At 69.3% G+C, this 17614-nt stretch carries 17 protein-coding genes, 1 tRNA gene and 1 pseudogene; 10 read left to right on the forward strand and 9 right to left on the reverse strand.

Going from position 1 to position 17614, the window contains the following annotated elements; all coding sequences use genetic code 11:
• Positions 1-318: 318 nt before the first annotated feature.
• Entirely contained in the window at positions 319-993 is a 675-nt protein-coding gene (locus tag WBG99_RS15700; protein ID WP_338896905.1) for a Crp/Fnr family transcriptional regulator, read from the forward strand.
• A gap of 317 nt (positions 994-1310) precedes the next feature.
• A complete protein-coding gene (locus tag WBG99_RS15705; protein WP_338896906.1) occupies positions 1311-2156 on the forward strand; it encodes a nucleotidyltransferase domain-containing protein in 846 nt (281 codons plus the stop codon).
• A gap of 34 nt (positions 2157-2190) precedes the next feature.
• Here the strand turns inward: WBG99_RS15705 and WBG99_RS15710 are convergent, their stop codons facing one another.
• The 4 genes from WBG99_RS15710 to WBG99_RS15725 all read right to left on the reverse strand — a co-directional run bounded on the left by WBG99_RS15710 (position 2191) and on the right by WBG99_RS15725 (position 4586).
• On the reverse strand, positions 2191-3021 hold the full coding sequence (locus WBG99_RS15710; RefSeq protein WP_338896907.1) for an MBL fold metallo-hydrolase: 831 nt from the start codon (positions 3019-3021) through the stop codon (positions 2191-2193).
• A complete protein-coding gene (locus tag WBG99_RS15715; RefSeq protein WP_338896908.1) occupies positions 3018-3893 on the reverse strand; it encodes an NUDIX hydrolase in 876 nt (291 codons plus the stop codon). The genes WBG99_RS15710 and WBG99_RS15715 overlap by 4 nt, the downstream gene beginning before the upstream one ends.
• A 70-nt stretch (positions 3894-3963) precedes the next feature.
• A complete protein-coding gene (locus WBG99_RS15720) occupies positions 3964-4431 on the reverse strand; it encodes a RidA family protein (protein WP_338896909.1) in 468 nt (155 codons plus the stop codon).
• The gene (locus WBG99_RS15725) at positions 4428-4586 is read right to left on the reverse strand and encodes a DUF4177 domain-containing protein (RefSeq protein ID WP_086785308.1); all 159 of its coding nucleotides are present in this window, start codon (positions 4584-4586) and stop codon (positions 4428-4430) included. Before WBG99_RS15725 ends, WBG99_RS15720 begins: the two co-directional genes overlap by 4 nt.
• 163 nt (positions 4587-4749) lie before the next feature.
• Between WBG99_RS15725 and WBG99_RS15730 the strand changes: the two genes are divergently transcribed.
• Both WBG99_RS15730 and WBG99_RS15735 read left to right on the forward strand, forming a co-directional pair.
• Entirely contained in the window at positions 4750-5727 is a 978-nt protein-coding gene (locus tag WBG99_RS15730) for an ArsA-related P-loop ATPase (RefSeq protein WP_338896910.1), read from the forward strand.
• A complete protein-coding gene (locus WBG99_RS15735; protein ID WP_338896911.1) occupies positions 5724-7067 on the forward strand; it encodes an ArsA family ATPase in 1344 nt (447 codons plus the stop codon). The genes WBG99_RS15730 and WBG99_RS15735 overlap by 4 nt, the downstream gene beginning before the upstream one ends.
• A 187-nt stretch (positions 7068-7254) precedes the next feature.
• Here the strand turns inward: WBG99_RS15735 and wblA are convergent, their stop codons facing one another.
• Positions 7255-7593: a transcriptional regulator WblA gene (gene wblA / locus WBG99_RS15740; RefSeq protein ID WP_033524587.1), complete on the reverse strand. Its 339-nt coding sequence runs from the start codon at positions 7591-7593 to the stop codon at positions 7255-7257.
• Positions 7594-8193: 600 nt separating this feature from the next.
• Here wblA and WBG99_RS15745 point away from each other — a divergent pair.
• Positions 8194-10470: a transglycosylase domain-containing protein gene (locus WBG99_RS15745; RefSeq protein WP_338896912.1), complete on the forward strand. Its 2277-nt coding sequence runs from the start codon at positions 8194-8196 to the stop codon at positions 10468-10470.
• Positions 10471-10666: 196 nt separating this feature from the next.
• On the opposite strand, the gene WBG99_RS15750 is transcribed toward WBG99_RS15745, so the two are convergent.
• Positions 10667-11134 carry a GatB/YqeY domain-containing protein gene (locus WBG99_RS15750; RefSeq protein WP_338896913.1) on the reverse strand — a complete coding sequence of 156 codons (468 nt, stop codon included), beginning with the start codon at positions 11132-11134 and terminating at the stop codon, positions 10667-10669.
• 188 nt (positions 11135-11322) lie between these two features.
• Here WBG99_RS15750 and WBG99_RS15755 point away from each other — a divergent pair, with 188 nt between their 5' ends.
• The 5 genes from WBG99_RS15755 to WBG99_RS15775 all read left to right on the forward strand — a co-directional run bounded on the left by WBG99_RS15755 (position 11323) and on the right by WBG99_RS15775 (position 15390).
• Entirely contained in the window at positions 11323-12252 is a 930-nt protein-coding gene (locus WBG99_RS15755) for a metallophosphoesterase (protein WP_338896914.1), read from the forward strand.
• Between the two features lie 187 nt (positions 12253-12439).
• Positions 12440-13276, forward strand: coding sequence for a Pr6Pr family membrane protein (locus tag WBG99_RS15760; RefSeq protein WP_338896915.1), 837 nt, complete (start codon positions 12440-12442; stop codon positions 13274-13276).
• 34 nt (positions 13277-13310) lie between these two features.
• A tRNA-Pro gene (locus WBG99_RS15765) sits at positions 13311-13384 on the forward strand.
• A 264-nt stretch (positions 13385-13648) separates the two neighbouring features.
• Positions 13649-14485, forward strand: coding sequence for a DUF2182 domain-containing protein (locus tag WBG99_RS15770; RefSeq protein WP_338896916.1), 837 nt, complete (start codon positions 13649-13651; stop codon positions 14483-14485).
• Between the two features lie 248 nt (positions 14486-14733).
• The gene (locus WBG99_RS15775) at positions 14734-15390 is read left to right on the forward strand and encodes a DUF1326 domain-containing protein (protein WP_338896917.1); all 657 of its coding nucleotides are present in this window, start codon (positions 14734-14736) and stop codon (positions 15388-15390) included.
• Positions 15391-15653: 263 nt separating this feature from the next.
• Here the strand turns inward: WBG99_RS15775 and WBG99_RS15780 are convergent, their stop codons facing one another.
• From WBG99_RS15780 to WBG99_RS15790, 3 genes and pseudogenes are all read right to left on the reverse strand, one after another.
• Complete coding sequence (locus WBG99_RS15780) at positions 15654-15965, reverse strand: hypothetical protein (protein WP_338896918.1); 312 nt, start codon at positions 15963-15965, stop codon at positions 15654-15656.
• A 32-nt stretch (positions 15966-15997) separates the two neighbouring features.
• Positions 15998-16801, reverse strand: a complete 804-nt coding sequence (locus WBG99_RS15785; protein WP_338896919.1) for an IS630 family transposase — start codon at positions 16799-16801, stop codon at positions 15998-16000.
• Between the two features lie 93 nt (positions 16802-16894).
• Positions 16895-17605 (reverse strand): annotated as a pseudogene (locus WBG99_RS15790) (IS256 family transposase); the annotation flags it as partial.
• Between the last annotated feature and the right edge of the window lie 9 nt (positions 17606-17614).

Genomic DNA, 17614 nt, shown 5'->3' on the forward strand with positions numbered 1-17614 from the left:
CTTTGCCGTTTTGTTCGCTCCCATGGAGTCCTGTTCGCCGACAGCGGAATCGCGACGCACAACCACCTGCCCAGCCCCCTTGGCCTGTGCTCTCACCGGCGTTTTGGACACCCGGCCAGCCTAAAGCCAGGCACCGACATCCGTCCCGGGCCCAGAAGATCGGCCCCCAATTGGACCCCTGACGCTTACCCCAGGACATGTGTGCGGCATCCTTGTGACAGATCACACTGTTTAGACCGTCCGGCAAAACGGGGAACACGGTCCCCTGGTACTACGGGGAAACAAGATCCCCTGAGCAGGTCGACAAGGAGAGAACTCGTGGACGACGTTCTGCGGCGCGCCCCGCTCTTCGCGGCGCTCGATGACGAGCAGGCCGCGGAGCTCCGCGCCTCCATGAGTGAGGTGACCCTCGCGCGCGGTGACGCTCTGTTCCACGAGGGCGACCCCGGCGACCGCCTCTATGTGGTCACCGAAGGCAAGGTCAAGCTGCACCGCGCGTCGCCCGACGGCCGCGAGAACATGCTGGCCGTGCTCGGCCCCGGTGAGCTGATCGGTGAGCTGTCGCTGTTCGACCCGGGTCCGCGGACGGCCACGGCCAGCGCGCTGACCGAGGTCAAGCTGCTCGGCCTCGGCCACGGCGATCTGCAGCCGTGGCTGAACGTGCGGCCCGAGGTGGCCGCGGCGCTGCTGCGTGCCGTCGCGCGGCGCCTGCGCAGGACCAACGACCAGATGTCCGACCTCGTGTTCTCGGACGTTCCCGGTCGTGTCGCCCGTGCGCTCCTCGACCTCTCCCGGCGCTTCGGGGTGCAGTCGGAGGAGGGCATCCACGTGGTGCACGACCTCACGCAGGAGGAGCTGGCCCAGCTGGTCGGCGCGTCTCGGGAGACCGTCAACAAGGCGCTGGCGGACTTCGCCCAGCGGGGATGGCTGCGGCTGGAGGCCCGTGCGGTGATTCTGCTGGACGTGGAGCGGCTGGCCAAGCGGTCGCGCTGACCCGGGCGCAGGCCCGGTAGCGGCGCAGGCCCGGTTTCAGGCATAGGTCCGGTTTCAGGCATAGGTCCGGTAGCACGTCGATGGGGGTTCGTCTCGTTCGCGGGACGGGCCCCATCACTTTTCGCCCCGCCGCGTTTCGCCCGCGCCGCCCTTACCCATTCCGTCCCCAGGGGCTGCCGCCCCTTCGGCCCCGCTCCTTGGACCCGGCCCGCTCGCGCCGCCCTCACGGCGCTCCGCCCCGGACCCGCCAGGGGCGCCGCGCCCCCGCACCCCGTAAACGACCTGCCCCCGCCCGCCCCTCGGGGCACAGTGGTTGTATGGCCGAAACAGGGCGTCGAAGAGGGCTGGACAGCCGGGGGTACATCGAGCGGGAGGGGTCGCTCGGACGGGTGCCCGGAGCGTTCCGGGCGGTGGTGGCGGTGGCTCGGGACCAGGTTCTCAGCATGCTCGCGGCGCGACTGCACAGTGCGTACCTGTACGGGTCGATTCCTCGGGGGACGGCTCGTCCCGGGCGAAGTGACCTCGATCTGCTGGTGGCGTTGCGCGAGGAGCCCACGGAGGCGGACCGGGCGGAGACGCGCGTGCTGGACGAGACGCTGGACAAGGAGTTCCCGCAGATCGACGGGGCCAGGACGCTGCTGGTCAGCCGGGCGCGGGTGCTCAGCGACCTGGAGCGGTACGACCTGGGCTGGTTCGTGGCCTGTCTGTGCACTCCGCTGCTCGGCGAGGACCTGGCGGAGGATCTGCCGCGCTACCGGCCCGACTCCCTCCTCGCCCGCGAGACCAACGGCGACCTCGCGCTGCACCTGCCTCGCTGGCGTGAGCGGATAGCGGAGGCCTCCACCGACGAGGCCCGGCGGTCACTGGTCCGGGGTTACTCCCGTCGGCTCGTCCGCACCGGGTTCACCCTCGTCATGCCTCGCTGGAACGGCTGGACCAGCGATCTGCGGGAGATGGCGGAGGCGTTCGGCGAGTACTACCCCGAGCGCGCCGCACAGATGCGTACGGCGGCGGTCGCCGCGTACGAGCCGGGTGCCGTGTCGGGCGGGCCCGTCGCCCACGCCGCCGTCCTGCGGTCGTACGTGGACGACCTCGGGCCCTGGCTGGCCGAGGAGTACGCACGCGTGCACGGCGTCAAAACGCCGCGCCCCGGAGATCGGTGAGGTCCCGAACGGGCCGCTGAGCGCAGGCTCAGGATCAGATCAGGCCGTGCTCCGACAGGTACTCCAGCTGTGCCCGTACGGACAGCTCCGCCGCCGGCCACAGGGAGCGGTCGACGTCCGCGTAGACGTGGGCGACGACGTCACCGGGGGCGCGGTGACCGTTCTCGACCGCTGTCTCGACCTGGGCGAGGCGGTGGGCGCGGTGGGCGAGGTAGAACTCGACGGCGCCCTGGGCGTCCTCCAGGACGGGGCCGTGACCCGGGAGGACGGTGTGGACGCCGTCGTCGACCGTGAGGGACCTGAGACGTCGGAGGGAGTCGAGATAGTCCCCGAGGCAGCCGTCGGGGTGGGCCACGACCGTCGTACCGCGCCCCAGGACGGTGTCGCCCGTCAGGACGGCCTGATCGGCCGGGAGATGGAAGCACAGCGAGTCGGCGGTGTGGCCGGGGGTGGGTACGACGCGGAGCTCCAGGCCGCCCACCGAGATGACGTCGCCCGCGCCCAGCCCTTCGTCGCCCAGCCGCAGCGCCGGATCGAGGGCCCGTACGTGCGTCCTGGTCAGCTCGGCGAAGCGCGCGGCGCCCTCCGCGTGGTCCGGGTGTCCGTGCGTGAGCAGGGTCAGCGCGACCCGTTTGCCGGCCTGCTCCGCGGTGTCGACGACGTGGCGCAGATGACGGTCGTCCAGCGGACCGGGGTCGATCACGACCGCCGACTCGGAGTCCGGCTCGGCCACGATCCAGGTGTTGGTCCCGTCCAGCGTCATCACGGACGCGTTCGGCGCGAGGACGTTGACCGCGCGCGCGGTGGCGGGCCCGGAGAGAACCCCACCCCTCGGCTGGCCCGGAAGGGCTGCTGCGTCGGTCATACGGGGTCTCCGGCGGAGGGGATGCGCTTGGTGAACTCGTCGTGGCCGGGCCAGGTGAGGACGACGTCGTCGGTGTCGTCGTCCAGGCGGGCCTGTGCCAGGACGGGGGTCAGGTCGCGGGCGGGCGCGGCGGCGAGGGCGGCGGCGGCCGTGTCGTACACCGTGAGCTGGCGCAGGGTCGCGATGGTGGGGGGCATCATCAACAGCTCCCCCTTGCCGTAGCCGTCGGCCGCGTCCCGGGGGCGGATCCACACCGTGCGGTCGGCCTCCGTGGAGGCGTTGCGGGTGCGCTGGCCCTGCGGAAGGGCCGCGACGAAGAACCACGTGTCATAGCGGCGGGACTCGAACTCGGGCGTGATCCAGCGGGTCCAGGCGCCGAGGAGGTCGGAGCGCAGGACCAGCCCCCGACGGTCCAGGAACTCCGCGAAGGACAGGTCGCGGGCGGCCACCGCCGCGCGGTCCGCCTCCCAGTCGTCAGCCGTGGTGTCGCCCACCACCGTGTCGGGGGTGGGGCCGGCGAGCAGGACGCCCGCCTCCTCGTACGTCTCGCGGACGGCCGCGCAGACGATCGCCTGGGCGTCCGCCCCGTCGACGCCGAGCCGGGACGCCCACCACGCGCGCGTGGGGCCCGCCCAGCGGATCTGGTGGTCGTCGTCGCGCGGGTCCACGCCGCCGCCCGGATACGCGTACGCGCCTCCGGCGAAGGCCATGGAGGCGCGTCTGCGCAGCATGTGCACGACCGGCGTGTCGGCCGTGTCCTTGAGCAGCATGACGGTGGCGGCCCGCCTGGGGGTCACCGGTGTCAACGTGCCGGCCGCGAGAGCGCGGATACGGTCCGGCCACTCGGGTGGGTACCACTGCCCGTTCGCCATGGGCGGAGGCTAACCCGTTACAGGCGGATGTTCGAGTGAGTCTCCGCGATCTTGTCGGTACGGCCCGTGGCTACGCGCTCGTGAGCTCCACCTGGATCTCCACCTCGACCGGCGCGTCCAACGGCAGCACCGCCACGCCGACCGCACTGCGCGCGTGGACGCCCTTGTCGCCGAAAACGGCGCCCAGGAGCTCGCTCGCGCCGTTCAGCACAGCGGGCTGGCCCGTGAAGTCCGCCGCCGAGGCCACGAAGCCCACGACCTTCACCACGCGCGCGACCCGGTCCAGGTCACCCGCCACGGACTTGACGGCGGCGAGGGCGTTCAGCGCGCAGGTGCGGGCGAGCTCCTTGGCCTCCTCGGGGGTGACTTCGGCACCGACCTTGCCGGTGACGGGCAGCTTGCCGTCCACCATGGGCAGCTGCCCGGCGGTGTACACGTACACCCCGGTCCGTACGGCCGGCTGGTACGCGGCGAGCGGCGGGACCACCTCGGGCAGGCTCAGCCCGAGTTCCGCGAGCCTGGCCTCGACGGCGCTCACGGCTTCGGCCGCTTCAGGTAGGCCACCAGCTGCTCGGGGTTGTTCGGCCCGGGTACGACCTGGACGAGCTCCCAGCCGTCCTCGCCCCAGGTGTCCAGAATCTGCTTCGTGGCGTGGACGAGCAGCGGCACAGTTGCGTATTCCCACTTGGTCATGCGGCCGACCCTATCCGCTGCCCGGCCCCTGTCCGCCACGGGTTCCGCCGCTCCCCGGGGCGGGTGGGACGGCCGGGATGGCCCGCGGCCGGCAGTCCGAGAGGAGACAGGTTGTCCACAGCCCCCCGCGTATGCCGCGCGCGAACTGGTTAGGCTCGAATACGTGAGCAGGCTCCAGGTCGTCAGCGGCAAGGGCGGGACCGGAAAGACCACGGTCGCCGCCGCACTCGCGCTCGCCCTCGCGACCGAGGGGAAACGCACCCTCCTGGTCGAGGTCGAGGGCAGACAGGGCATCGCGCAACTCTTCGAGGCGGAGGCACTGCCGTACGAGGAGCGGAAGATCGCGGTGGGTCCCGGGGGCGGGGAGGTGTACGCGCTGGCCATCGACCCCGAACTGGCCCTGTTGGACTACCTCCAGATGTTCTACAAGCTCGGCGGTGCCGGGCGGGCCCTGAAGAAGCTCGGCGCCATCGACTTCGCCACCACCATCGCGCCCGGCCTCCGGGACGTGCTGCTGACCGGCAAGGCCTGCGAGGCGGTGCGCCGCAAGGAGAAGAGCGGACGGTTCACGTACGACCACGTGGTGATGGACGCCCCGCCCACCGGGCGCATCACCCGCTTCCTGAACGTGAACGACGAGGTGGCGGGGCTCGCCAAGATCGGCCCCATACACAATCAGGCTCAGGCCGTCATGCGGGTCCTGAAGTCTCCCGAGACGGCCGTGCACCTGGTGACGCTCCTTGAGGAGATGCCCGTCCAGGAGACGGCGGACGGCATCGCCGAGCTGCGTGCCGCGAAGCTGCCGGTGGGACGGATCATCGTCAACATGGTGCGGCCCGAGGTGCTGGACGCCGACGAGGTGGAGTTCGCGCGCGCGGTGCCGCGTACGGACGTCGCCAGGTCGCTGTCCACGGCCGGCCTGGGCGGCGCGCGGCGCGGCGGCAAGGCCGAGCGTCTGGTGGAGCCGCTGCTCGCGCAGGCCGAGGAGTACGCCGAGCGGTACACCCTGGAGCACGAACAGCGGGGCGTACTGGGCGAGCTGGGCCTGCCGCGCCATGAACTGCCGCTGCTCGCCGAGGGAATGGACCTGGCGGGCCTGTACGAACTGGCCACGGAACTGCGTCAGCAAGGGATCTCATGACTCCGGACCCGGCCGCCACGCCCGACTCGGCCCACGCGCACGACGCCCACCGTGCGATCAGCGCTCCCCGGCTCCTCGCGGTCGACCCGCTGCTCGACGACCCCGAGACCCGCATCGTCGTGTGCTGCGGCGCGGGCGGTGTGGGCAAGACGACCACGGCGGCGGCCCTCGGGCTGCGGGCCGCCGAGCGCGGGCGCAAGGTGGTCGTGCTCACCATCGACCCGGCCCGGCGGCTCGCCCAGTCCATGGGCATCGACTCGCTGGACAACACCCCGCGGCGCGTGAAGGGCGTCGACGGGGACGGCGAACTGCACGCCATGATGCTCGACATGAAGCGCACCTTCGACGAGATCGTCGAGGCGCACGCGGACCCCGACCGGGCCTCCGCGATCCTGAACAACCCCTTCTACCAGTCCCTCTCGGCGGGCTTCGCGGGCACGCAGGAGTACATGGCGATGGAGAAGCTGGGCCAGCTGCGGGCCCGGGACGAGTGGGACCTGATCGTCGTCGACACCCCTCCGTCCCGCTCGGCGCTGGACTTCCTGGACGCCCCCAAGCGGCTCGGCTCGTTCCTGGACGGCAAGCTGATCCGTGTTCTGCTGGCGCCCGCGAAGGTCGGCGGGCGGGCCGGCATGAAGTTCCTGAACGTCGGCATGTCGATGATGACGGGCGCACTGGGCAAGCTGCTCGGCGGTCAACTGCTGAAGGACGTACAGACGTTCGTGGCCGCCATGGACTCCATGTTCGGCGGCTTCCGTACGCGCGCGGACGCCACGTACAAGCTGCTCCAGGCGCCTGGCACGGCCTTTCTGGTGGTGGCCGCGCCGGAGCGGGACGCGCTGCGGGAGGCGGCGTACTTCGTGGAGCGGCTGGCGGCGGAGGGCATGCCGCTGGCCGGGCTGGTGCTCAACCGGGTCCACGACAGCGGCGCGGCCCACCTGTCCGCCGAGCGCGCGCTCGCCGCCGCGGAAAATCTTGACGAGCCCCGCATTGTGGATCATATGGACGGGAAAGCAGTTCGTAACTCTCCCGACGCGTACGACAGTTCAGAATCTCCTGCAACGACCGGCGCCCAGGACGGCTCCCCGGACCCGGGCCAAGCCCCGGACCAGACCGTGGAACAACTCACGTCAGGCCTGTTGAGGCTGCACGCCGAGCGGATGCGGCTGCTCTCCCGCGAGCAGCGCACACGCGACCGCTTCACCGCGCTTCATCCCGAGGTGGCCGTGGCCGAAGTGGCCGCGCTGCCCGGTGACGTCCACGACCTGGCGGGTCTGCGGGACATCGGGGACCGGCTCGCGACCCCGAGCCCGGAGCAGCTGCCCACCTCCGAGGAATGACCACTCCGAGAAATGACCGATGGCCGAGGACTCCGACTGGCGACGACTGACTGAGGATCGGTCGATCGATCCGTGGCCCGACGACCGATCCCACGCCCCGGGGCACCCGAAGAGCCGGCACACCTGCCCGACGCGCCGACACCTCAAGGGCGCCCTCGACGAACGTGGCCCGGTAGGGGCCTCGTCCTCAGCTCACCGCCGCGTAGTTCTCGTACATCTCGTCATCGTCGAGCGGCAGGATGCCCGCGCCACGCTCGTACTCCGTGCGCGCGGTCTCCAGCAGCCTGCGCCACGACGTGACGGTCGGACGCCTGCGCAGCAGCGCGCGGCGCTCACGCTCCGTCATTCCTCCCCACACGCCGAACTCAACACGGTTGTCCAACGCGTCCGCCAGGCACTCCGTGCGCACCGGGCACCCGGTGCACACCGCCTTAGCCCTGTTCTGCGCTGCTCCTTGAACGAACAGTTCATCCGGATCGGTAGTGCGACAGGCAGCCTGCGCACTCCAGTCGGTTACCCAGCCCATACCGGCGCCGTCCTCTCCCGAATCGAGGCTCCCCCACGGCGGCAGCGGCATATTCACCGCCGCCAGTTGAGGACGTTACGGAAGGTGGGCACAGCGCAACACCCCCTTCGGGCCCAATCTTGAATGGCCCGAACGGACTATGCGTAAGCGACAGATCACCCGTGGGAGTGACCTGAGGACATAGGTGACTATCCCGCCAGAACGGGACAGTTGACATGCGTCACAACGGACACCGAATGACACACGAGGCAGATTCGGACACGGATCCGGAAAAAAATCGAAAGAACGTCAGAACGTTTCGGGCTCGCCGGACGTACTTGATACAAGGGCCTATGGCTGTGACAGTTGAGAGCAGCTTAGGCCAAGGCCTGCGCGCGTGTCCGGCGATTGAGAACGTAGACAGTCGTTCACGTTCCTTCTTTCTCGCGCCCTCGTGCCGGTGTTCCCGCCCGCCTCCATGCGACGCGTCCGCCGAGGGCCGGGGCAGCACGAAGTCGGCGGCCGGCCCCATAGCGGCGCGGATGTCACGATCCGGCACCCAAACCCTTCAGACCCACCTGCTCCTTCGGAACGCCCAGCACTACGGATTAGGCTGCCTCCATGGCAAACAAGCGCTCGGGTGGTGGTCTGTCCCCCACACAGCAGGCCGCCAAGTTCCTCGGTGTCAGCGTGCTCGCGGGAGCCGTCATGGCGGGCATCGCGCTGCCCGCGATCGGCGCTCTGGGTCTGGCTGCCAAGGGTTCGGCCGAGGGATTCGACGAGCTCCCGGCCAACCTCAAGCAGCCGCCGCTGAGTCAGCGCACCACCATCCTGGACAGCAAGGGCGACTCGATCGCCACGGTGTACAGCCGCGACCGTACGGTGGTCGACCTCAAGGCCATCTCGCCGTACATGCAGAAGGCGATCATCGCCATCGAGGACGCCCGGTTCTACCAGCACGGCGCGGTCGACCTGAAGGGCGTGCTGCGCGCGCTCAACCGGAACGCCCAGGACGGCGGCGTCACCGAGGGCGCTTCCACACTGACGCAGCAGCTGGTGAAGAACGTCGCGGTGGAGGAGGCCGGTGACGACCCGACGCTGGTCGCCCAAGCCACCCAGCAGACCATCGGCCGCAAGATCCGCGAGCTGAAGTACGCGATCCAGCTCGAAGAGGAACTCAGCAAGAAGCAGATCCTTGAGAACTACCTGAACATCACGTTCTTCGGCCAGCAGGCCTACGGCGTCGAGGCCGCCTCCCAGCGGTACTTCTCCAAGTCCGCGAAGGACCTGGACGTCGAGGAGGCCGCACTCCTCGCCGGCATCGTGCAGTCGCCCAGCCGGTACGACCCGGTCAACGACCCGCAGGAGGCCACGGAGCGGCGCAACATCGTGCTGCAGCGCATGGCCGAGGTCGGCGACATCTCGCGGGCGGAGGCCGACAAGGCCAGGAAGAAGCCGCTCGGCCTGGACATCAGCAAGCCGAAGAACGGCTGCATCACGGCCGTGAAGGGCGCGGGCTTCTTCTGCGACTACGTGCGAGAGGTGTTCCTGAACGACCCGGTCTTCGGCAAGACCAAGGAGGACCGGGCCAAGATCTGGAACCAGGGCGGTCTGACGATCCGGACGACGATGGACCCGCAGGCCCAGAAGTCGGTCCAGACCTCCGTGAAGCGGCACGTCAACCAGACGGACGACGTGGCCACCGCCGCCACCATCGTGGAACCCGGCACGGGCGAGATCCTCGCCATGGGCCAGTCGAGGCCGTACGGGCTCGACACCAAGAAGAACGAGACGTCGATCAACCTCTCGGTCGACGAGTCCATGGGCGGGGGCGCGGGCTACCAGCCCGGTTCGACGTTCAAACCGTTCGTCGCCGCGGCCGCACTCGAGGACGGCATGTCCCCGACAAAGTCGTACTCCGCGCCGTACGAGATGGAGTACCCGAGCCCGATCTCGGTCTGCGGCGGCAAGAACTGGGTGAACACCGACGGTACGAAGCTCACCAACGAGAACGAGTCCGAGGTCGGCCCGTACTCGATGAAGAAGGCGACCGCGCTGTCGGTCAACACCTACTTCGTGCAGATGATCGCGGACATCGGCATCTGCCCCGTGACGAAGATGGCCGGGAAGATGGGCGTCGAGCGGGCCGACGGCGGCAAGATCGGCCAGAACCCGTCGATCGCGCTGGGCACCCAGGAGATGTCCCCGCTGACCATGGCGAACGCGTACGCGACCTTCGCCTCGCGCGGGATGTACTGCACGCCGGTCGCCATCGAGTCCATCACCCAGCGGGTCGGCGGGAAGTCGAAGTCGCTGGAAGTGCCGAAGTCGACGTGCTCGCGCGCGATGTCCGAGAACACCGCCGACACCATCAACACCCTGCTCAGGGGCGTGGTCGAGGACGGTACGGGTACGGAGGCCGGCCTCGGCAGCCGCGCCAGCGCCGGTAAGACGGGTACGACGGACTTCCGTTACGCGGCCTGGTTCGTCGGCTACACCCCGAACATGGCCGGCGCCGTCTGGGTCGGTGACCCCGCGCACAAGCGCCGCATGGTGAACATCACCATCGGCGGCGAGTGGCACAGCAAGGTCTTCGGCGGCCAGGTCCCGGGCCCGATCTGGCGCGACATGATGTCCGGCGCGCTGGAGGGCAAGCCCGGCCCCGACTTCAACTACGTCCGCATCCCCGACGACCGTCCGGCGGACCCCGGCCGTGGGAACGACGACAACGGCAACGGGGGGAACGAAGACGACAACGGCAACGGCGATGACGGGTTCTTCGGCGGCACCGTCGGCGGCACCTTCCCGACCCCGGAGTTCTCGATCCCGGAGGGCTGGATCCGCGGCCAGTCGAACGGCGGGAACAACGGGAACGGCAACGGTGGCGGCTTCGGGTGACACTCGCCGGAGGCACTGAAGTGCTGAAGTGCTGAGGTGCTACGGGTGCTGAGTTCCTGCTGAGGCACTGAGGGTGCTGAAGATGCTGACGTCTGCACGGATACGGCGGTGGCGGCGCTCCCCCGAAAGAGGGGCGCCGCCACCGCCGTATCGCTGGGAGGTGCCCGTACCGCCGTGGCCTGCCGGGGAGGGGCGATCAGCCCCCCGCGAGCTGCTGCTTGACGACGGCGGCGACGCGGCCCCCCTCGGCCAGACCGGCCACCTTCGGGTTGACGATCTTCATGACCTGGCCCATCGCTCGCGGACCCTCGGCGCCGGCTGCCCGCGCCTCCTCGACGGCCTGGACGACGATCTGCTTCAGCTCCTCGTCGGACAACTGCTTGGGCAGGTACTCGGCGAGGATCTCTCCCTCCGCCTTCTCCCGCTCCGCCGACTCGGGACGACCGCCCTGGGCGAAGGCGTCCGCGGCCTCGCGGCGCTTCTTCGCCTCCTTGGTGATCACCTTGAGCACCTCGTCGTCGGAGAGCTCGCGCTTCTCCTTGCCCGCGACCTCCTCCTTGGTGATCGCGGTGAGCGTCAGCCGGAGCGTCGAGGAGCGGAGCCCATCGCGCTCCTTGATCGCGGCGTTGAGGTCTTCCTGCAGCTTCGACTTGAGCGTGGTCATGACGTCGATTGTCGCAGGTGTGGCGCGGGAAGCGCGCCTTGATTTCGCCGGTGTGCGCGGAGCGGGGCGGGACTGAGGGGTGGAGCCGGAGTCGGTTGTCCACAGGGTGAGTTGACGTTCGCCGGTGGTGGCCGGTGGTTCTCCACAGGCCTTCGCCCGGGCTCGGCGTGGTCTGACACGATGGAGACATGCGAGCGCGATACGGAGTACCTCTGGGGATGGCGGCGGCCGGTGCCGCCGGTGTGTTGTACGCGGCGGGTTTCGAGGCCCGCTCCTTCCGGCTGCGGCGGTTGACGGTGCCGGTGCTGCCACCGGGCGTGCGCCCTCTGCGCATACTCCAGGTCTCCGACATCCACATGGTGAGCGGACAGCGCAAGAAGCAGCGCTGGCTGCGTTCTCTGGCCGGGCTGCGCCCCGACTTCGTGATCAACACCGGGGACAACCTCTCCGACCCCGAGGGTGTCCCGGAGGTGCTGGACGCACTGGGCCCGCTGATGGAGTTCCCGGGGGCGTACGTCTTCGGCTCGAACGACTACTACGGCCCGAGGCTGCGCAACCCCGCCCGGTATCTCCTGGAGAAGGCCCATGGCCGCCACGGTCTGAACGGCAACAGGCCGGTGGTCGGCGCCATCCACAACCCGTGGGAGGACCTGAGGGACGGCTTCGACGGGGCGGGCTGGCTCAACCTCACCAACACCCGCGGCACGCTGAAGATCGAGGGCATGTCGATCGAGCTCACCGGCGTCGACGACCCACACATCAAGCGCGACCGCTACGCCCACGTGGCCGGCGGCCCGTCCGACTCCGCCGACCTCTCCCTGGGCGTCGTCCACGCCCCCTACCTGCGCTCCCTCGACGCGTTCACCGCAGACGGCTACCCCCTCATCCTCGCCGGCCACACCCACGGCGGCCAGCTCTGTATCCCGTTCTACGGCGCCCTCGTCACCAACTGCGACCTCGACACGGACCGCGTGAAGGGCCTCTCCACGCATACGGCCGACGGCCACACGGCGTACCTGCACGTCTCAGCCGGCTGCGGGACGAACCGCTACACACCGGTGAGGTTCGCTTGCCCGCCGGAGGCTTCGCTGCTGACGTTGGTGGGGCGGGAGGGGTAGGGCTCTCGCCGGGGGCGGGGGACGTTCGTGCGGGGGCGGGGCGGGTGCGGGGCCGCCCTGCCAGGGGTGCTGAGGGGTGGAGCGGCCCGACGGGGGTGTGGGTCGCACCCGAGGAACTTCCTCTCGACACCCTCCGTGCGGATCATCCCGGATAGCCCGTTTCGGCGGGTCGTCTTAGCGTGAGCGCATGACCTCACCGATACCCAGGGACATCCCCGATCTGCCCGCGCTCTCGGGCATCCCCGCGCCGGTGACGTCCGCCGTGCCCACTGCGGCGGTGGTGGCACCGGCACGACGCCCATTGACAGCGGCATACCGCGCCCTGGTCGCGCTGGCGGCGGCAGCGGCCGTGGTGATCGAGATGGAGCTGGGCAGCCCCCTGCGCGCCTTCAGCCATTTCTCGGTCCAGAGCACGGCCCTGGTGGCACTGGTCTTCGCCGTCACCTCCCGCCGCGCATGGTCGGCTCGCCGCCCCCTGCCGCCCCTGGTGACGAGCGGCACGGTCCTGTACGCCATGATCACGGTCCTGGTGTACCACGTGCTTCTGACAAAGGACCCGGCAGCCTTCTCCATGACGCTGGCGCCGTCGGGTGCCGCAGCCGACCCCACCGGCTGGCAAGCGACAACGAACCTGGCCTTCCACACGGCGCTCCCCCTCGCGGTGGTCGCGGACTGGCTTCTCCTGACCCGCCCGTCCCCGCCACGCCTGGGCCACGCGGCGGCCTGGCTGCTGTACCCGATGGCGTTCCTGGCGTTCACGCTGGGCCGGGCCGCCCTGCTGGCCCCCGACTGGCCCACGCCGTACCTCTACCCGTTCCTGGACGTCGACCGTCACGGCTACAAGAGCGTCCTCGGCAACGCCCTCCTCCTGGGCCTCGCCTTCTACGCCCTCGCCCTCCTCCTCGTCGCCGTCGACCACCTGCGCCCCGACCCCGTACACCCTCGCCGGGGCCGCCTCGACCGCCTCGACCGCCTCGACCGCCGCCGGAAAACCGGATTTCGTCTCCAGCCACCCGTGGGCTAAAGTAAGCGACGTCGCCGCGACAGGCAGCGACAATCGGGGTGTAGCGCAGCTTGGCAGCGCGCTTCGTTCGGGACGAAGAGGTCGTGGGTTCAAATCCCGCCACCCCGACAGAGAAACATCAGGGCAAGGGCATGATCCTCGTTGAGGATCATGCCCTTCCTGCTTGCCTGGAGATCGTTTGGGAGAAAACCAGGAGAAGATCTTGGTCGGCTTCTCCCAGAGGGTCAGTGCCTGAGCCGACCGAGGCACGTCGGCTCAAGTGGCTCGGGCCTGCGCGTTCGCGAATCCGACCGGCCATAAGGACCGCCTGGGCCAGGTCGCGTCGCAGGTACACGTGTGCTGTTCTGGAAGCAGCCACAGGAGGCAACACCGATGCGTCGCAGCCGGACTTCCGCCTTCGTACCCACCCGGTCGCCCGCCCCCACCGGAGCGGGCGGGGGGTTGCTGCCCACGCGAGATCTTGCGGCCGCCTGGTTCCTCGTCGTCCTGATCGCGGTGCCCGCCTGGGCGCTGACGATCGGACAGGCCCAGGACATGGGGGTCGAGCCCGGCACCATGGGGATGGCGCTGCCCCTGTTCCTGCTGCTCTGGGTGACGATGATGGCGGCCATGATGCTGCCGTCCATGGCGCCGGTGGCCATCACCTGGGTGCGAGGCATCGGACGGCAGTCCTCGGGCTGGACCCGGGCCGCCCGCTCCATCGAGTTCGTGGGCGGATATCTGTTGGTGTGGACGGCCTTCGGACTGCTCGCCTACGCGGCCCTGGCCTTTACCGGCGGCTTGGTGGACGACCATCCGACCGCCGGACGCTGGATCGGCTCGATCGCCTTCCTGCTGGCTGGCCTCTACCAACTCGGTCCCCTCAAGCACGTCTGCCTACGGCACTGCCGCGACCCTCTGAGCCATCTGGTGCGCTATGCCGGCTTCCGGCGACCGGCCCGCGACCTGCGGGTGGGTGTCCACCACGGCGCCTACTGTGTCGGCTGCTGCGCCGGACTGATGGTCGTCCTCATCCCGCTCGGCGTGATGAACGTGGCGGCGATGGCCGGACTGGCCTTGGTGATCTTCATGGAGAAGCTGTGGTCCCGGGGCTTGCTTCTCACCAGCGTCGTGGGCGTCGCCTTCCTCGTCCTGGCCCTGCTCGCCCCGTTTCAGGACTGGCTGCTGCCGGGGCTGCAGGGCTCGATGCCGTCAATGGACGGCATGTGATCACCCCTATACGTGCCAGGTCAGTTCCCTGGCGCTCCCGCCGACTCGTCAGAGGTGGGTCCGCTCGATGAGCGGCTCGGCGCCGCTGCCCACCACAGAAGCGATTGCCGACGCGGACCGGTTTCCAGACCGGGACGTGAGGTGCAAGCTGGAGGGGAGGCCACTCTCCCGATCCCGGGAGCGGGCTCGGGATACGCGGTCTCGCCATTCCGAGTGAGCTCTTTCGGGCCCGGCAGGAGAGAAGCGAGATGACAGAACAGACCACCACCGTTACGCGCTGGCACCTGGCCGGCGACTGGTTCGACGTGTGCAAGTGCGCCATACCCTGCCCCTGCACGTTCGCGCAGCCCCCGACCTACGGTGACTGCGAAGGCGTACTGGTCTGGCACATCCGGGAAGGCAACTTCGGCGACGTACAGCTCGACGATCTCAACGTCCTGATGCTCGGCTCCTTCGAGGGCAACCCGTGGGCCGGCACGCATACCGATCCGTATGCCGCGGTCTTCCTCGACGAACGCGCCGACGACCAGCAGCGGGCTGCACTCGGGGCCGTCTTCGGCGGTGAGGCGGGCGGATGGCCAGCACAGTTCGGGGAGATGTTCCACCCCGAGATGCGTGGCATGGACATCGCCCCCATCCACGTGGAGATCGACGAGGACCTTGCCACCTGGCGAGCCGAGATCCCAGGCCGTGTCACGGCGACCGCCGAGGCTCTCACCGGCCCGACCACCCCGAACAGCGCACGCGTCCAGGTCCACAACGCCCCGGGCGCCGAAGTGGGGCCGGGCCAGATCGCCACGTGGGGCCGGGCCACCGTCGACCGCGCCGACGCATTCGGCTTCTCCTGGGAACGCTCCGGCAAATCGAGCAAGTACTTCCCATTCGACTGGAGCGGCCCTGGCTGAAGAGCCGGCTGCCCGGCCTGGTTGCGTACGACGGACAGCCTGTGACTCACTTGGCCCCTCTGGGCTGAGCTGCACCGCAGTCCGAGCCCATCGCAGGACGCCAGTACTGCCCCGCGCTGGGAGAGATCTGAGAGAAGATCTTGGTCGGGTTCTCCCACGGGGTGGGGGTGAGGTCGTCTGAAGTGCGGCGGCTGAGGGCACTCGGACCTGCGCGTTCGCGAATCCAGCCCTGTAGTCGGCCGGGAACACCATGCCCGCCCGCCTCAACCGCCCTTAGTGGTCGACGCTCGAAGTCCTTCGGGGGTTGATGACGCAGCGGAACGGGCGGAGGATTCTTCCTGCCGACGGATTGCGTGTCGGTCGAGCCGGACCAGCAGTTCGTCCAGGTCGGAGGTGGTGAACCTCCACTGGAACGGCTGTGCCGTGGCGTTGTAGCGGTCTTCGAATGCTCGGAGCCGATCCCGGACCTCGCTGAGGTCGGTGAAGTCATTGGGCGAGACGACCTTGCGTTGGACGATCGAGAAGAAGATCTCGATCTGGTTCGTCCAGGAGGCGTGCACGGGGGTGTGGACCATGGCAGCGTTCGGAAATGCCCTGGTGAGGCGGTCTATGGCCTTCTTCCCCGGTGGGAGGAGCCGTTGTCGACGATCCAGAAGACGCGTCTGGCACTGGCGTAGGGTTCGGTGGTCATGACCTGGCTGACCAGCTTCATGAACGGCACGATGCCGGTCTTGGGTTCGCAGCGGCCGAAGGCACGGGCGCGGTGGACGTCGTAGGCGGCCAGGTAGGCCAACGCGCCGCCGCGGTCGTATTCGTGGTTGACGCGCATCGCCCGGGCCTGCCCGGGTGCCAGGGTCGGGTGGCAGCGGCAGCGCGCCTGGATGGAAGTCTTCTCGTCCGCGGAGATCACGTACTCGTCCGCGCCCAGTGGGGTGCCGTCGAAGGTGCGGGCGTACAGGTCCAGCACGCGCGCCGCCTTGGGCCGGAAGGCGGGGTCGCGCACGAAGATCCAGGACTGGTACTGCCACGGCTTGAGCGCATCCTGCTTGAGCCAGCGCCGCACGGTGGAAGTGGAGATCGACCCGGCGATGGACCGGTCGACCACCTCCCGGGCCAGCTCCGGACACGACCAGCGCGACAGCGGGGTCCCGGTCTCGGCGGGTAACTGACAGGCCAGCGCCTTGACCTCCGCGACCTGTAACGCGGTGAACGAGGCCGGCCGACCGGACCGCTTGCGGTCGGCGAGGGCGGGCAGGCCACCGGTGGCGAACCTGCCCCGCCAGGTGCGCACCGTGTCCACATGCAGCCGCGTCTGCTCGGATATCCGCGCATTGGAACCCTCACGGGCAGCCAGCAGCACGATTGTTGCGCGCTGCCGGGCTTGATGCGGGGTCTTGTGACCGTAGGCCATCTTCTTGAGCCGTGGCGCTCGGAGGCGGTCAAGGTGAGCGACACGGCTCGGGCGGGTGTGTCCAGTAGACGGCTGATCCAGTTTTTGTAGGGGTCAGTTGGCGGCCGGGGTGAGCCGGCCTTCGAAGGCGATCTGGAAGGCGTTCAGGGGCGCCTTCCAGCGCATGGTCCATCGCTTGCGGCCCTTGCCGGTCGGGTCCAGGCTCATCAGCGCCATGTAGACGCACTTCATGGCCGCGGCCTCGTTGGGAAAGTGGCCGCGGGCGCGAACGGCCTTGCGGATGCGGGCGTTGACGGACTCGATCGCATTCGTCGAGCAGATGACCTTGCGGATCTCGACGTCGAAGGAGAGGAAGGGCACGAACTCGGCCCAGGCGTTCTCCCAGAGCCGGATGACCGCCGGGTACTTCTTGCCCCAGGCTTCCTGGAACTCGCTGAACCGCTCGGTCGCGGCGTTCTCGTTCGGTGCCGTGTAGACGGGCTTCAACGCCTTGGCGATCTTGTCCCAGTCCTGGCGGGCCGCGTGCCGGAAGGAGTTCCGCAGCAGGTGAACGACGCAGGTCTGCACAATCGTTCGAGGCCAGACGGCCTCCACCGCCTCGGGCAGGCCCTTCAGTCCGTCGCAGACCAGCATCAGGACATCGTCGACGCCCCTGTTCTTCAGGTCCGTGAACACGCTCAGCCAGTACTTCGCGCCCTCGCCCCCGTCGCCTGCCCAGATCCCCAGGATGTCGCGGTGGCCCTCGGCGGTCACGGCCATGACGACGTAGATCGGACGGTTCGCCACCTGCCCGTCCCGGATCTTGGTTCTGTC

The sequence above is a fragment of the Streptomyces sp. TG1A-60 genome (assembly GCF_037201975.1).
Lineage (GTDB): Bacteria > Actinomycetota > Actinomycetes > Streptomycetales > Streptomycetaceae > Streptomyces.

Bases quoted from the DNA above. Each gene is read 5' to 3' on its own strand.
- WBG99_RS15780 (WP_338896918.1), bottom strand. From the start codon at position 15,965: ATGGTCCACACCCCCGTGCACGCCTCCTGGACGAACCAGATCGAGATC.
- WBG99_RS15710 (WP_338896907.1), bottom strand. From the start codon at position 3,021: ATGACCGACGCAGCAGCCCTTCCGGGCCAGCCGAGGGGTGGGGTTCTC.
- WBG99_RS15745 (WP_338896912.1), top strand. From the start codon at position 8,194: ATGGCAAACAAGCGCTCGGGTGGTGGTCTGTCCCCCACACAGCAGGCC.
- WBG99_RS15725 (WP_086785308.1), bottom strand. From the start codon at position 4,586: ATGACCAAGTGGGAATACGCAACTGTGCCGCTGCTCGTCCACGCCACG.
- WBG99_RS15760 (WP_338896915.1), top strand. From the start codon at position 12,440: ATGACCTCACCGATACCCAGGGACATCCCCGATCTGCCCGCGCTCTCG.
- WBG99_RS15735 (WP_338896911.1), top strand. From the start codon at position 5,724: ATGACTCCGGACCCGGCCGCCACGCCCGACTCGGCCCACGCGCACGAC.
- WBG99_RS15705 (WP_338896906.1), top strand. From the start codon at position 1,311: ATGGCCGAAACAGGGCGTCGAAGAGGGCTGGACAGCCGGGGGTACATC.
- WBG99_RS15755 (WP_338896914.1), top strand. From the start codon at position 11,323: ATGCGAGCGCGATACGGAGTACCTCTGGGGATGGCGGCGGCCGGTGCC.
- WBG99_RS15715 (WP_338896908.1), bottom strand. From the start codon at position 3,893: ATGGCGAACGGGCAGTGGTACCCACCCGAGTGGCCGGACCGTATCCGC.
- WBG99_RS15785 (WP_338896919.1), bottom strand. From the start codon at position 16,801: ATGGCCTACGGTCACAAGACCCCGCATCAAGCCCGGCAGCGCGCAACA.
- WBG99_RS15775 (WP_338896917.1), top strand. From the start codon at position 14,734: ATGACAGAACAGACCACCACCGTTACGCGCTGGCACCTGGCCGGCGAC.
- wblA (WP_033524587.1), bottom strand. From the start codon at position 7,593: ATGGGCTGGGTAACCGACTGGAGTGCGCAGGCTGCCTGTCGCACTACC.
- WBG99_RS15770 (WP_338896916.1), top strand. From the start codon at position 13,649: ATGCGTCGCAGCCGGACTTCCGCCTTCGTACCCACCCGGTCGCCCGCC.
- WBG99_RS15750 (WP_338896913.1), bottom strand. From the start codon at position 11,134: ATGACCACGCTCAAGTCGAAGCTGCAGGAAGACCTCAACGCCGCGATC.